This is a genomic window from Hymenobacter mucosus (genome assembly GCF_900188255.1).
Classification (GTDB): Bacteria; Bacteroidota; Bacteroidia; order Cytophagales; family Hymenobacteraceae; genus Hymenobacter; species Hymenobacter mucosus.
Genome location: NZ_FZNS01000001.1, coordinates 375423 through 390151 on the forward strand (window position 1 = coordinate 375423; position 14729 = coordinate 390151).

The window sequence follows — 14729 nt, forward strand, 5'->3', positions numbered from 1 at the left end:
GAGGGATACGACTAGGCAGTTCGTATCTTTCCACTTTCCCACTACCTAAACCGCCCGTCTATAGAATGTCTATTTCTACTCCTCAGCGACTCCGAGCAGGTTTGCTGCTGGTGCTGCTGTTGTGTTTACTGGGCCCAGCCGCCCGCGCTACCCACATTGTGGGCGGCGAGCTAGACCTGCAGTACCAGAACGGCAATACCTACCTGCTGACTCTAAACCTGTACTTCGACGCCGTAAACGGCAATGCGGGCGCTCTAGATGACGACTTGGTGGCCAGCATCTTTTCCAAGAGCACCAACCGGCGTATGCAGAACGTGACGCTACCGCTCACCACCAACACGCTGGTATCTTACACCAACCCAGCTTGCACGTCTCCCTCCTTGATTACGCGACGGCTGGTATACGCGCAGCGGGTTTCCCTCCCCGATGCTACCTATGATGACCCCGCCGGCTACTACGTGGCCGTAGAGAGGTGCTGCCGCAATAATGGCATCAGCAATATTCAGGTTCCTGGCAACGCCGCGCAAACCTTCTACTTAGAGTTTCCGGCCGTAGTGCGCAATGGGCGGCCTTTTATCAATTCTACGCCGCGCATATTCCCGGCCCTAAGCGACTATGCCTGCCGGGGAGAACTATTCTACTATAACTTCGGCGGGCAGGATGCCGACAAAGACTCCCTGGTATATGAGTTGGTAACGCCCCTCAATGGTCGTTCCAGCACCTTCGACCCGAAGCCAACTGTGGCCAGCTCGGCTCCCTATACCAACGTGGTTTGGAATTCGGGGCTTTCAACTACCAACCAGATTCCTGGCAACCCCACGCTAACCATTGGACGACAAACCGGGCGCTTGGAAGTGCGTCCTACCCAACTAGGGTTGTTTGTATTCGGCATTAAGTGCTCAGAGTATCGGGATGGGGTAAAGCTTGGAGAGGTGCGGCGCGACTTTCAGCTCAAAGTCATCCCCTGCGCCACCAACTCCCGGCCCAAGGTGCTTGTGCAGATGCCTGGCCGCTCCCTACCCTACGTGGTTGGCCGCGACACCCTCCGCCTGACGCCTAGTTCGCCCCGCTGCTTCCGCCTGAGCTTTACCGATTCCGACCCAACGTCGGCGCTTACGCTTTCGCTTAATCCTATCAACTTCAGCGCGCCCCTCCCCACGCTAAGCGTACTGCAAGGCACGGTAAACACCGCTGGCGTACCCGATACCATTGTGTCGCAGCTATGTTTTCCCTCGTGCCTGGACACGAAAGGCAAGGTGTACTTGCTGGACGTGATAGTGGCCGACAATGGCTGTAGCTTACCCAAGCGCGACACGGTGCGGGTAGCCTTCACGGCAATACCAGACCCCAATGGCCCGCCCGTGCTGCGAACTACGGCGGCTAGCCCCTTGCGCGTCCGGCCCGGCGACCTGGTGACGTTTGACCTGACAGCCACCGACCCGGAAAACGATCCGCTAACCCTAGAAATGATCGGTAAGGGCTTTTCGGCAACTAGTCTGGGCGCCCAACTCACGCAAGCCAGCAACGGCAACCAGCACACCGGCCGCTTTACTTGGCGCGTAGACTGTGCAGCCGTCGATAAGCCCTTGTATGAGTTTGAGTTTACCGCCGTAAGTATGCTCTGCGGTGAGCGAAAAACCACGTCGGTAGTAGTACCTATTCAGGTAGAGTACCAGAACGCTGCTCCTACCCTCACCTCCTCGTTGCCAGTTGCTACCGGCCCCACGGCGCCGCCAGTGGTCATTCAGGTTCCGCTGAACGGCGTGTATGAAGCGACTTTTGAGGGCCTTGATGCCGACCAAGACCTGCTTGCGCTGTCGGCCGCGGGCCAGGGGTTCGATTTGGCAGCCGCGGGCATGACCTTCACCCCGCGCAACGGGGCTGGGCAGGCAGCCGCTACCTTCCGCTGGGTTGCCGACTGTGAGGCTGCGCGGCAAGATGGGTTAACCGTCACGTTTCAGCTTCAGGAAACTACCTGCCGCCCGCAGCCTCAAACGCGCACAGTCCGGTTTGTGCTCACTAGCCCGGATACCATGCGCTTTCTGCCGCCCAATATTATCACGCCCACTACTCGAGACGGAAAAAACGACTTCTTCGAGCTAGATAACGTGCAGGTGCACTTGCCGCCCGACTTCTGCGACGCACGCTTTGCCGGAGTGAAAATATTCACCCGCTGGGGCAACCAGGTGTATCAGTCGGGCAGCCGTAGTTTTCGCTGGGACGGCAGCGGCCTGCCACCCGGCGTGTACTATTATCTAGTAGAATACACCAACAAAAAGCGCTACAAAGGCACTATCACCATTGCTCCTTAATCCTGAGCGGACACTACCCAGTATGATAAAGCATACCCGCATACTTTCCTTTTTACTAACAACCTGCGTGCTGGTTAGTAGCTGTCGCGAATCCGGCTCCCATTCTATCTTTCGGGACGAAGTGGCTAGCACGCAGGCGCCAACCCCACCAGAAGCGTCCCCTGATCTACCACCGCAGAGCAGTTCCGACCTAGTGCCCCTTGCAGAACCTGCTGAGCAGCCGAAGGCAGCAGCTGAAGTTGCAGAAGAGAAAGCCTACACGTTTGTAGAACAAATGCCTGAATTTCCGGGCGGTATGCAAGCCCTACTAGCGCACATCACACGCCAGGTGCGCTACCCTGCTGCCGCCTTGCGAGATGGAGTAGAAGGCAAGGTGTTCGTGAAGTTTATAGTAGGAGAAGACGGGGCTGTGCGCAATGCAAAAATCGAAAAAGGTATTGGCTCAGGTTGCGACGAAGAGGCTTTGCGGGCGATACAGGCCCTACCCGCTTTCAGGGCAGGTAAGCAAAATGGCCGGCCGGTACCCGTGTACCTGACTGTTCCGATTAGCTTCAGCGCCCAACCTAATTAGGCTGGCACCCAGCCCAGGTGATTTATAGCCCAAGGCCCCGCTACCAAATAGGTAGCGGGGCCTTGGCTTTGAGATTTGTAGCTTCTTTAAGCTTTAGTACAGAAAAAGGAAAGTTGCGAACAAGACGACCCACAGCACATCAATGAAATGCCAATATATGGTAATCATGTGTAGCTGCAGGCGGCGGTAGGGGTTTCGGATAAACACTAGCGTACGTACCCCGTCTCGGGAGGCGTGTATGGTGCGCAAGAGCAGAGCCAGCAGGAACAGCATACCACCTAGCAAATGCGCTACGTGCAGCCCCGATATTAGGTACAGAAACGTACCGCTAGCTAATTCGTCCATGGCTACGCCGTGCTGTAGTAGCTCGCGCCAACCAAGTAGCTGTAACCCTGCAAATACGCAGCTAAGTAGTAGCGTAGCGCCCAAGCAACGCGCAAGATTTGCGAGGTCGTCTTGCTGATAGAGCCGCTTGGCTTGGCTGATTACGTAGCTACTGATTAGCAAAACAATCGTGCTCAAGGAAAACGTACGGGGCAAGGGGTATAACTCCGTGGGGGAGTTACTATCGTAGCGCATCTTGGCATACGCCGCTACCAGTGCTACAAACAGCACCGTAATGCCGCCGAGCCCTAGGTACAGCATCATGAGCAAGGAAGGCATGCGCTCAATGCGCTGGAAGGTGGAAGCAGGACGGCCGGCACCGACCTTATCTTTGCGTTCTTTATCAGAATTCATTGAGTGGAAAAAAAGGGCTGCGTGCGTATAAGCAAACCATTCCGAAGCCCATTAGTTCCAGCCCGTCAGGGCACTACCAGTATCCTGGGCCTTTCAGCAAGATACGCAAAATACCAGCCACCGACTACGCTTTTTCGCCTGAGTTATCCGTAAGATTCGGGGCTTTTCCAGCCTTAATCGGCGCGAAAAAACGACCCTATTTTTCCTAACACTGCGTTGATGGTGATCTTGGCCGAGCGACCCGCGCCGAACGTTACGTGCGTTTTGCCAGCTACCCGCAAATCCAGAACAAGCCCAAGCTGCAAGGCCAAGTCGTTTAGCTGCTGCAACGGGTCAATACGGGGGCCAGTTTTAGGCTTAGGCGGGGCGTTTGGGTCTTTGGGTGGGCCACTGGTAAGCTTATCGAGTACGCGCTGGCTGGGCAGGTTGATAATCAGATAGCCACCAGACGCCGCTACTTGAATATCATCCCCATCAAACGTAATAACCAGCCGCGCTTCCAGCTCTATGCCACTAGCCAAGGGGCTTGGGAGCTGGAGTTGCCGACGCCCCTGCTGCGGGGTTTTCGCCGCGGGTGCGAATACGCAGGGCCCCGTTTAGCCGAAACGTAGTAGGAGCCGCCGGATTTTGAGCATTAGGCATTTGCAGCTCCATTTGGTCGAAGTTCAACGACAGCTCAACGCCACCGGAAAGCTTGGAAAGCAAAGAAGCAGCCGTGTCGGCCCAGGAAGTTGGTTGGTTAGCGTCAGGCATAAGAGGGAGAATTAAGGGACAAACTAGGCACTCTAGACAACGTTGGAGCGCGGCGCAAGTTACGCGAACGAATGCCTCCGCCCTACCCCCGCGGCCCTGGCAAGACCTTTGCAAGAGCTGACACCGTGCTTTTGCTGGTGTAAGCTAAGCAGTAAGCACAACCTTAGGCGCTGCGGATTTCGTATGTGCGTGCGGCAATTTGCCCATCTTTTTCTGCCCTCTTTCTCATGACCCGTTCCCCGCTTTTTGCTGCCAGCGTATGTGCGCTGCTGCCTCTTTTACCCCCTGCTGCTGCTCACGCCCAGGCGCCTACCGCCTATGACTGCACTCATCCCTTTGGGCTCTACGACAATATGGAAGTGGTGTACCAGCTTCAAGATGCTGATGGGAAAGCGGCGGGTACTATTCGCAACCGGGTGGTGCTGCTCGGCTCGGAACAGAACAAGAAGCAAACCATTACAACGAACACGGTGCTACTAAAAAGTGGCCTCTACGATACCAAGAACAGGCTATTGCGCTTGCAAGACGTCACGTACCTGTGCCGCCAAGACACGAGTTTCACAGATGGTACCAGTGAGCTAAACCCCGAGAGCCTCCGCTCCTTCCGCGACCGGCGGTTTGCGTATGCACCTGTTCCACTGGCGTGGCCAAATCAGCCCACTGTGGGTAGCACCCTGCCCGGGGGCGGCGTTACTGTGCAAGTAAGCAGCACGGCCGTGGATATTGCTCAGGTGTATACCCGCGTGCAAAAGCGGCGCATTACGGGCACCGAATCCGTAACCACGCCGGCTGGTACATTTGAGTGTTACAAAGTGGAGTCGGAACGGGAAAGCGCCACTGCTGCCCGGGCTGATATGGTCATGCGCACCGTAAACCGCACCGTAGATTACTACTCCCCCGCCGTAGGGCTGGTCAAGACGGAGGTGTATGGGAAAAATGGCAAGCTAGAGCAGGTTCGTTTGCTCACCACCATCAACAAAACGGCGGCCCAACCCGAGCAGCAACTCAAAGTAAAAGAGAAGTACAAGAGCAAAAAGTCGTAAGTTGAGTTTCTAATTGCATGCAATATGAAGCTCTTCAACTACTTACTCGCGGGCACCTTGCTGGCTGGTGGTGCGGCCTGCCAGTCGTCGCCGACTACCCAGCCCACTGAAACAGCCGCTACCACTCCCGCTGGTACGAGCGGCAAAACGTACGGCGCTGCCATTACCGCAGAAGGCGCGCAGCCTCTATCGGCTCTCAACCAGTTACTCGGCAATAAGGATTCGGCGCAGGTAAAGCTAGTGGGCACTGCCGATGCCGTGTGTCAGGCCAAAGGCTGCTGGCTCACGCTGAAAACTTCGGAAGGCCAGGATATGCGGGTGCGCTTTAAGGACTATGCCTTCTTTGTTCCCAAAGACATTGCCGGCAAAACTGTGATTATAAATGGCTGGGCCCACCGCGAAACAGTGCCCGTAGAAGACTTACAGCACTACGCCAAAGACGCCGGCAAATCAAAGCAGGAGGTGGCAGCCATTACCCAGCCGGAGCACCAACTGAACTTTGAAGCCGACGGCGTACTAGTAACTGAATAAAAGCAGCACCGCCTAGCACCTAGACTAGGTATGTGGAGCCCCGGCAGGTTGTCGGGGCTCTTGTATTTTACCTTCTCGCAACCAACTAGGCAGCGCCAATACGGCTGACGCCGTTTAAGCCTTGACTACGCCCTGCTTGGAAAGGCGCGTAGTTTGTAGCTTGCAGCCCCAACCCCCACGCTTGTCATGTCCGACGTTCAGCAGCATATCACCGCCCTCACCGAGCGCCTTCACCACCTCAACTACCAGTACTACCAGCGCGACATCTCCGAGATACCCGACCAGGAGTTTGACCGCCTGTTGGCCGAGTTGCAGGCGCTGGAAAAACAATACCCCGAGTTTGCCCTTCCCAACTCGCCCACGCAGCGGGTGGGTGGCACTATCACCAAACAATTTCCCACGGCCGAGCACCGCTACCCCATGCTCAGCCTAGGCAATACCTACTCCGAAGCTGACCTCCGCGAGTTTGATGAGCGGGTACGCCGGGGCTTAGAAGGTGCCGACTACGCCTACGTCTGCGAGCTGAAGTTTGATGGTGTAGCCATGAGCTTGACCTACCAGGATGGCCAACTCACGCAGGGCGTTACCCGCGGCGACGGCACCCGCGGCGACGTGGTAACCAGCAACGTGCGCACCATCAAAAACCTTCCCCTCCACCTACGTACGGAGGGTCCTACCCAACCCGCCGAGTTTGAAGTGCGCGGCGAAATATTCATGCCCCTGCCGGTGTTTGCGGAGCTGAACGCTGAACGTGAAGCCAATAGCGAGGCCTTATTAGCCAACCCCCGGAATGCCGCTAGCGGGGCCCTCAAGCTCCAGGACTCGGCTTTGGTTGCGGCCCGCAAGCTGCGCTTCTTCGCCTACTCCTTTCTGATGCCGGGCCGAAACATCTTTCCCACTCACAGTGCTTCCCTCCAGGCCTTGAGCACCTGGGGGCTCCCAGTGTCCGATACGTGGCGCCAGTGTCATTCCATTGAAGAAGTGCTGGATTTCGTGCATCAGTGGGACAAGCAGCGCTTTACGCTGCCCGTGGCTACCGATGGGATTGTAATTAAAGTAGACGATTTTCGGCAGCAAGAGCTGTTGGGTTTCACGTCTAAGAGTCCGCGCTGGGCTATTGCGTACAAATATCCCGCCGAGGCTGCCCGTACCCGGCTGCATACCATTCAGTACCAGGTAGGCCGCACGGGCGCCGTCACCCCGGTAGCCCTCCTAGACCCCGTACCCCTGGCAGGTACCATCGTAAAGCGTGCCTCCGTACACAATGCCAACCAAATTGCCGCCCTCGACTTGCGCCTTGGCGACATGGTATTTGTGGAAAAGGGTGGCGAAATCATTCCCAAGATTACGGGTGTTGACTTGGCTGCCCGCCCGGCCGAGAGCCAGCCGATTGTATATCCTACCGAGTGCCCGGCTTGCGGCACGCCTCTTATCCGGCCCGAGGGCGAAGCGCACTTCCGCTGCCCCAACGACCGGGGCTGCCCGCCTCAGCGGAAGGCCAAGCTGGAACACTATGTGTCGCGCAAGGCACTGAACATTGATGGGCTGGGTGCCGAAACGGTGGGTCGTTTCTTTGATTTAGGCCTAGTATCCGACGCTGCTAGCTTGTACGACCTACCCGCCAAAGCCACTGAGCTGGCTCAGCTTGAGCGCATGGGCGAAAAGTCAGTGCAGCGCTTGATGACCGGCCTAGAGCAGAGCAAGCAGGTCCCCTTCGAGCGGGTACTGTTTGGACTGGGCATCCGCTACGTGGGGGAAACCGTGGCCGAAAAGCTGACAACTCACTACCGCACTATTGAGGCGCTGGAAAATGCGTCTGTGACGGAGCTTGCTGCTACTCCCGAGGTAGGCGGTGTTATTGCAGAATCCGTAGCGGCGTGGTTTCAGGAAACCGAAAACCGAGCCATGATTGAACGACTGCGCGCAGCGGGCGTGCAACTAGCCCTCACGGGCGAAGCACCCCAGGCAGCCAGCGACCGGCTAGTGGGCCTCACGTTTGTACTGTCGGGAGTGTTTGAGGAACACAGCCGCGAGGAACTGCAACACCTGATTCAGCAGCACGGCGGCAAAGTAACGGGTAGCATCAGCAAGAAACTCAGCTACCTAGTAGCCGGCGACAAAATGGGCCCCGCCAAGCGCGAGAAAGCCACGGATTTAAAGGTGCCCATCATTACGGAGGCTGAACTGCTGGCAATGCTACCCAAAGCAACTGAGGCCATTGGCGGCGCTTCGGAGGATGTTCTACCTGGCATTGATACACCAACTCCGTCCGCCCCTACCACAGCGCCGGAAACTAACCCTGGGCAGCAAGGGTCTTTGTTCTAATCGTACACTAAGGCAGGTATAGGATCTGTACAGCTCCTGGCACAAGCCTGTCATGCTCACTTCGTTTCGTATGGTATTTCGTTTGCTTTTTGGTGCTGGTATTTTGCTGGCGCCGCTGTCTACGTTAGCTCAAACTACTGCTCCGGCAGTTCCCACTGCTACTAGTACGCCGCCGACGGTGCCTATTGTGGCAGTAGAGGAAGTAAAAAAAGCGCTACTGCAGCCCGGTGCAGTTTTGCTAGACGTGCGCACCCCTGAAGAGTATGCCGCGGGTCACTTGCCTGGGGCGCAAAATCTTAACTTCCGCGCCGCCGATTTTTCTACCCTGGTAGCCCAGCTCGACCCGAAAGTATCCTATATTATCTACTGCGCCTCCGGCAACCGCAGCAGCAAAACCATCCTACTGATGCAGGATAAAGGGTTCGAGCAGCTCATCAACGCGGGAGCCTACACCACGCTGCTAAAAGGTGGGGTAAAAAAGTAGGCACCTTTTGCCAAGTTAGCCTCGCCCCTACCAAAAAGGTCTGTTTCCGATGCCCTCATGGCACCAGAAACAGACCTTTTTCTTTTTGACAGTACGGTCTGGTCGGTAAACCTAGAAGCTGTTCACCATGCTATTGTGCAGGGTGCGGGGGCTCCAATAGCCGCTGGCAATGATGCGACGAATAGTATACAAGGGGTCCTGCTGGTCGCGCTTTTCGGCGAGGATAAAGGCGGCGTCCATGCCACGCTTTTTCAGCTCTGGAATAGCCTCGGGGTTCCAAAGGCCAAAGGGATAGGCGAAGTAGTTGATTTTCTTGCCCGTGATTTCTTCTAGTTGCTTGGTAGGCTTCTCAATCTGCGTCACCCAGTCTTGGCCCTGGTACTTCTTCACGTTGTGGTGGTCCCAGGTGTGCGAGCCAATGATGTTGCCTTCGTCGGAAAGCTGCTTCACCTGCGCCTTGCTCATGTAGTTGGGGCGGCCCAGGCTTACCGTCATAATGAAGTATACGGCCTTGTAGCCATATTTATCCAAGGTGGGCTTGGCAATGGTGAACTGGTCGAGGTCGGTATCGTCGAACGTTAGCATCACCGGCTTGCTGGGCAGGGCCGCACCCGTGGTCAGGTAGGCGTATAGCTGATCGGGTAGAATGGTGTGGTAGCCCGAATCGGCCAGCATTTTAATTTGAGCCTTAAACTGCTCCACCGGCACGATGTAGTCCTTCGCGCCCTTCGAGTCGCGCGGGCGCCAATCCCGGATCTGGTGGTAGCATAGAATGGGCACCTGAGGCCGCGCCGTAATAGTGGCGGCATCGGCCCGCTCGGTAGCCGGAATAGTAGCGGGGCTACCAGCATTGTTGGTCGTAGCGGCCGTGGCTGTACCAGCCGTCGTGATGGTGGCCGTTTCGGCAGAGTCGGTGGCGGTGCCCAGGGTTACTGCCTTGTTTTCGGAGGCGGCTGCGGTTTTAGCATCATTGCAGGCAGGCAGGATGCTGAGGGTTGCCAGCGCAGTAGCGGCCAGCAAAGAGTAATGCGTAAAGTTCATGCGGGAGATAAGGCGGCTTGGCGCAAACCGCACCGTACTTTTGAAAGGAAGCGGGTCAACCTTCGCCGTTGGTAGTGTACCTTTGCGGCGGGTTTCCCCTTACAAATCAACCGCTAATTTCCCGCATGGACAAACTCCGTGGCACTGGTGTAGCTCTCGTTACTCCCTTCACTCCCACCCCCGACCACGCTATAGATTACCCGGCCCTGCGCCGCCTGATTGATTTCACCTTGGAAGGCGGCGTGGAGTACCTCGTCATCAACGGTACTACTGCCGAATCGCCGACCATCAGCTCGGAAGAAAAAGCTGAAATTCTACGGGTAACGAAAGAGCACGTAGCGGGCCGCGTCCCCCTGGTATACGGCATCGGAGGCAACGATACGGCTGGGGTAGAAGCTACCATTCGCGCAACTAATCTGGAAGGTATTACGGCTATCCTATCGGCTAGTCCCTACTACAATAAGCCTAGCCAGGCGGGCATTATTGCCCACTACCAGCGCCTCGCCGACGCCTCGCCCGTGCCCTTGTTGCTGTATAACGTACCGGGCCGCACAGCCTCAAACATTACGGCGACTACTACCCTGGAGTTAGCAAAGCATCCCAACATCATTGGTACCAAAGAAGCTAGCGGCAACCTGGAGCAGTGCATCGCCATTGCCGCCGGCAAACCCGACGACTTCCTGCTGATTTCGGGGGATGATATGATGACAACCTCACTCATTAGCTTTGGCGCCGTGGGCATCATTTCGGTGCTGGCCAACGCCTTCCCGCGCCGCTTCTCCGACATGACTCGATATGCCCTGGCCGGCGACTTTCAAGCAGCTAGCCAGCTTCTTTTCGGTTTCGTGGGGTTGAACCCCCTAATGTACGAGGAAAGCAACCCCGTGGGCGTGAAAGCTGCCCTGGCCGCCCAGGGCCTCTGCGCCGACGCCGTGCGCCTACCCCTGGTAGAAGGCTCCGAGAGCCTGAAGCAACGGATAGGGCAGCTGGTGTGAGCGAGCTTTTCAGCTCTTACCTGCTACCTGTTTGCCTGCTTGGCTTTTACGCGCCGATGCTTGCTAGTAGCAGATATCGATATCGGCCCATTCAGCAAAAGCCCCAGCTACTCAAGTGGATTCATTTGGGTGGCTGGGGCTTCTCTGTGCTGCAGCTGGCAGCTTTCGAACTGTTTAATGTTTCCCTGCGGAGCCAATGGGCAGATGCTATTCCCTTCGGGTTAGCTTGGCTTGCTGGCGGCAGCTATTTTACCATCCGCCGCCGACACCTCCGGACAAGTAGCAGGCTATACTTTGGGGGCTGGTTTTTATACCCTGGTTTATTAGCCGGATCTTACTTCCTGGACCGAATATGCTTTTCACTTGTTTCCCTGCCTATTCTGGTCTTTCTGCCCAGCACCGAATTTTACTCCAGTGCTGATTGCTCCCTCCGCGCAGCCGCCAAAGGTTTTTTAGCGCCTCCTCAAGTAGCGCTGATAACCCCGGCAGGACTAGCACTGGAGAAACATCACGGCACCGTGAACCGGGACGAAGTGGCCCTGGATGAGCCCACCGCTGTAACCGATGTGACTATTATTCCTGCCTTTTCGTCTGATACGCTTTCCGTGATGATAACTAGCCCTACCGGTAAACAGAAGCTAACTTTTCCTCACTGACTACCAGCCGCTGGCTAGCACATCTGCCACGTGCAGGGTTTTGATGGGCTTTTTCTCCCGGCGGATGTAAGCATCAAGGTGCATGAGGCAGCTTGTATCAGTACTAATGAGGTAGTCGGCACCGGTGGCAAGGGCATGCTCCACCTTCTGCTCAGCCATGGCTACGGATATGGCCTCAAACTTCACGGCAAAGGTGCCACCAAAGCCGCAGCACGTTTCCGTTTCGGCCATTTCCAGGCGCTCTAGGCTAGGAATAGCATCGAGAAGCTGGCGGGGTGCTTCGCGGATACCACACTCGCGCAGGGCCGAACATGAGTCGTGGTAGGTGTACTTGCCGGTGAGGCGCGCCTTGGGAATGGACGTTACGCCCAGCACATCTACCAGAAACTCGGTCAATTCAAAGGCGCGACGCTGCACTCCGTGGTAGCGGGCGGCATCAGCGGTACCTTCAAATAAATCGGCGTAGGTGTTGCGCACCATGCCAATGCAGGAAGCCGAGGGGCTCACAATGTAGCGTTCCTCCTGGGTTGGAAAGTCGGAGAGAAACTTGCGGGCTACCTCGCAGCTCTGCTCCTTGTAGCCCGCATTATAAGCCGGCTGTCCGCAGCAGGTTTGGTTAGCGTTGTAGTGCACTTCGCAGCCCACAGCCTCTAGCACCTTCACCATGTTTAGGGCCGTTTGGGGGAAAAGTTGATCTACAAAGCAGGGAATAAACAGGTCGACGGCTGGCATGAGGAAAGAAATTCAGAGGATTGGCCTAAGTAGAGGGCAGCCGTTCGTACGTTGCAAAGGGCTCCTTTTCGGCGCACTCCCCCATTCAAAAACAAAGTAAGCTTAATGCGCTGCGAAAATACGCTGATTCCATTCTTGGGCCTCGGCTAGCGCTACTAGGTTTAAACCAGGCGCCTGCCCTACCTCCTGCGCGAAGTCCAAGAGGCGTTCGGTGGGCATATTGCCCGTGAGCTGGTCGGCAGCCATGGGGCAGCCACCGTAGCCACCCAAGGCCCCATCGAAGTGGCGGCAGCCTGCTGCATACGCGGCCTGCACCTTCTCGTGCCAGCTGCCAGGGGTAGTATGCAGGTGGGCGCCAAACCGGATGGTGGGGAAGGCAGCCGTAAGCTCCCGAAATGCCGGACCAATCGTGGCAGGCGTAGACACGCCAATAGTGTCCGACAAGGCCACATTGCGCACGCGCAAGTCCGCAAGCTTCTGGGTGAACTCCCCCAGCACGGCGGGGCTCCAGGCATCGCCATAGGGGTTGCCGAAACCCATGCTCAGGTACACCACCTGCTCCTGCCCACTGCGGGCGCACAGCTCCTGCATTCGGGTCACGTCGTCGAGGGCTTGGGCAATGCTTTTGTTGGTATTACGCTGCTGGAACGTTTCCGACACGGACAGGGGAAAACCGATGTAGTGGATTTGGGAGTACTGAGCCGCCGTTTCAGCGCCGCGCAGGTTGGCCACAATAGCCAACAGCTGCGTTGTCGATTTGCTCAGCTCTAAGCCAGCCAGCACCTCGGTGGTGTCGGCGAGTTGGGGTATGGCTTTGGGCGAGACAAACGAACCGAAATCAAGCGTATCGAAGCCCACTCGCAGCAAGGCATTGAGGTAGGCTATTTTATCGGCGGTGGGAATGAAGGTCGACCAGCCCTGCATGGCATCGCGCGGGCATTCGGTGAGGTGGAGCATAACAAACGGGTGGGTAGAAAATGGAGCTTCGCAAAGGTAGGATAACCTGGCCCTAGGGCGCGTACCAACTATTACAGCTCTTCGGACCCGCAGTCCGCTGGCCTCCACTATATGCCTGGTACAAGGCAGGTAGCCCTACTCCCAACAGATAGTATGCATACCGAACTACTCCTACCGGCTTCGGGTTTAACTAGGTACCTCTTTTGCTACTTACTCCCGTTCGATGTTGCCTCGCCTGCGCGCCTTACCTGCTTTTCTACTTATCTTATTTCTAACCGCCTGTAGCCAGTCACAAACCCTGCAGGGCATTTTTCAGAAGGCCAACCCCCACGAAGAATACGAACGTCGTTTGCGCCAAGCCCGCCTCGACGAAACCGCGCTGGGCCGCGACTGGCTTCGGGCAGCCGACCAAGCACTGCGCGATTCGCTGACGGTTAGCCTGCCTTTCCAGGAAAGCGGCTTTTTCCCCGCCGACCGCGCCGTGGCAGTGGGCTACCGCTACCTTGTTCGCACTGGCGAGGCTATTCACGTGAGCCTCACGCTAGCACCCGGCACGGAAGCCCCGCGTGTTTTTCTGGATGCCTTTGAGTTGCGCCCCGATCAGCAAGCCGCTCCGCGCCTGCTAGCCTCCGCTGATACGGCTGCTCTTTCCTTCCGGTACGTGGCCGAAGATAGCCGCCAGCATGTGCTGCGGGTGCAGCCAGAACTGCTGCGCGCCGGGCGCTACACGGTCCGTATTCAGCGGGAGCCAAGTTTGGGATTTCCTGTGAAAGGGAAGAACGACGTAGCTGTGGGTAGCTTCTGGGGGGTGGCCCGCGACGGTGGCGCGCGCCGGCACGAGGGCATTGATATTTTTGCCAAGCGTGGCACTCCGGCTGTAGCCGTCACTAATGGCTATATCACCCGCGTCAATGAAACCAAGTTGGGGGGCCGCGTGGTGTGGCTGGCTGATGCGGAGCATGGCCAGCACATTTACTACGCCCACCTCGATAAGCAGCTAGTACAGCCCGGCCAGCAAGTGCGCACAGGCGACACGCTCGGCCTCGTTGGCAACACGGGCAATGCCCGCACTACCCCACCCCACTTGCACTTCGGCGTGTATCGTTCGGGCCAGGGCGCTGTTGACCCCTTCCCGTTCGTGCGCCACGCCGACGTGCTGCCCCCGGCACCTCGCACCATGCCCAGCCGCCTGGGCCAGTGGGTGCGCGCTCGGGAACCCCGGGTAGGATTGCGCCACAGCCCAACCACTAAGGCTACTTCGTTTACCACCGCTACCCGCTCGACCCCCCTGTTGGTACTAGGAGCTACCGCTGATTGGCTGCGGGTGCAGTTGCCAGCTGGCGGCACCGGCTTTGTAGCGGCGAAGGCCGTGCTTACGGCAGCTCCCCTGCGCCGGGAAGCACTACCAAATTCCGCCGACTTGTATGCCCTGCCTAGCCCTAATGCCCCCGCGCTAGACACGCTGGCAGCCCGTACGAGTGTCGCCGTCATCGGCGAATTTGGGGGCTACCGTCTCGTGCGCAAACCCAACGGGCGCGTAGGGTGGCTTGCTCCCGTAGCATCATAGCCAGCCCGGAGGGCCTAGCTCTAG

Annotated in this window: 14 protein-coding genes; 8 read left to right on the forward strand and 6 right to left on the reverse strand. The window is 57.3% G+C overall.

Annotated features, from left to right (window positions below; all coding sequences use genetic code 11):
* Positions 1-65 precede the first annotated feature (65 nt).
* Positions 66-2312, forward strand: coding sequence for a gliding motility-associated C-terminal domain-containing protein (locus CHB83_RS01620; RefSeq protein ID WP_082455441.1), 2247 nt, complete (start codon positions 66-68; stop codon positions 2310-2312).
* A gap of 274 nt (positions 2313-2586) precedes the next feature.
* A complete protein-coding gene (locus tag CHB83_RS23740) occupies positions 2587-2883 on the forward strand; it encodes an energy transducer TonB (RefSeq protein ID WP_179225425.1) in 297 nt (98 codons plus the stop codon).
* Between the two features lie 93 nt (positions 2884-2976).
* Here CHB83_RS23740 and CHB83_RS01630 read toward each other — a convergent pair whose 3' ends face one another.
* The 3 genes from CHB83_RS01630 to CHB83_RS01640 form a co-directional block, all read right to left on the reverse strand.
* Positions 2977-3621, reverse strand: coding sequence for a cytochrome c oxidase subunit 3 (locus tag CHB83_RS01630; RefSeq protein ID WP_045688001.1), 645 nt, complete (start codon positions 3619-3621; stop codon positions 2977-2979).
* Positions 3622-3794: 173 nt separating this feature from the next.
* A complete protein-coding gene (locus CHB83_RS01635) occupies positions 3795-4142 on the reverse strand; it encodes a hypothetical protein (RefSeq protein ID WP_045688002.1) in 348 nt (115 codons plus the stop codon).
* Complete coding sequence (locus tag CHB83_RS01640; RefSeq protein WP_045688003.1) at positions 4135-4374, reverse strand: hypothetical protein; 240 nt, start codon at positions 4372-4374, stop codon at positions 4135-4137. The genes CHB83_RS01635 and CHB83_RS01640 overlap by 8 nt, the downstream gene beginning before the upstream one ends.
* Before the next feature lie 227 nt (positions 4375-4601).
* Here CHB83_RS01640 and CHB83_RS01645 point away from each other — a divergent pair, with 227 nt between their 5' ends.
* The 4 genes from CHB83_RS01645 (at position 4602) to CHB83_RS01660 (ending at position 8757) form a co-directional block, all read left to right on the forward strand.
* Positions 4602-5417, forward strand: a complete 816-nt coding sequence (locus CHB83_RS01645; protein ID WP_089331448.1) for a TapB family protein — start codon at positions 4602-4604, stop codon at positions 5415-5417.
* A 24-nt stretch (positions 5418-5441) separates the two neighbouring features.
* Positions 5442-5948, forward strand: a complete 507-nt coding sequence (locus tag CHB83_RS01650; protein WP_089331449.1) for a DUF4920 domain-containing protein — start codon at positions 5442-5444, stop codon at positions 5946-5948.
* A 186-nt stretch (positions 5949-6134) separates the two neighbouring features.
* Positions 6135-8273, forward strand: a complete 2139-nt coding sequence (ligA, locus tag CHB83_RS01655) for an NAD-dependent DNA ligase LigA (protein ID WP_089331450.1) — start codon at positions 6135-6137, stop codon at positions 8271-8273.
* 52 nt (positions 8274-8325) lie between these two features.
* Positions 8326-8757, forward strand: coding sequence for a rhodanese-like domain-containing protein (locus CHB83_RS01660; protein WP_089331451.1), 432 nt, complete (start codon positions 8326-8328; stop codon positions 8755-8757).
* A gap of 111 nt (positions 8758-8868) precedes the next feature.
* Here CHB83_RS01660 and CHB83_RS01665 read toward each other — a convergent pair whose 3' ends face one another.
* Positions 8869-9798, reverse strand: a complete 930-nt coding sequence (locus CHB83_RS01665) for a polysaccharide deacetylase family protein (protein WP_089331452.1) — start codon at positions 9796-9798, stop codon at positions 8869-8871.
* A 125-nt stretch (positions 9799-9923) separates the two neighbouring features.
* Here CHB83_RS01665 and dapA point away from each other — a divergent pair, with 125 nt between their 5' ends.
* Entirely contained in the window at positions 9924-10793 is an 870-nt protein-coding gene (dapA, locus tag CHB83_RS01670) for a 4-hydroxy-tetrahydrodipicolinate synthase (protein WP_089331453.1), read from the forward strand.
* A 656-nt stretch (positions 10794-11449) separates the two neighbouring features.
* Here the strand turns inward: dapA and CHB83_RS01680 are convergent.
* Positions 11450-12181, reverse strand: a complete 732-nt coding sequence (locus CHB83_RS01680) for a (Fe-S)-binding protein (protein WP_055562409.1) — start codon at positions 12179-12181, stop codon at positions 11450-11452.
* 102 nt (positions 12182-12283) lie between these two features.
* Positions 12284-13138, reverse strand: a complete 855-nt coding sequence (locus CHB83_RS01685) for a hydroxymethylglutaryl-CoA lyase (protein WP_089331455.1) — start codon at positions 13136-13138, stop codon at positions 12284-12286.
* A 223-nt stretch (positions 13139-13361) separates the two neighbouring features.
* Between CHB83_RS01685 and CHB83_RS01690 the strand changes: the two genes are divergently transcribed.
* Positions 13362-14705: a M23 family metallopeptidase gene (locus CHB83_RS01690; protein ID WP_089331456.1), complete on the forward strand. Its 1344-nt coding sequence runs from the start codon at positions 13362-13364 to the stop codon at positions 14703-14705.
* The last annotated feature ends 24 nt before the right edge of the window (positions 14706-14729 follow it).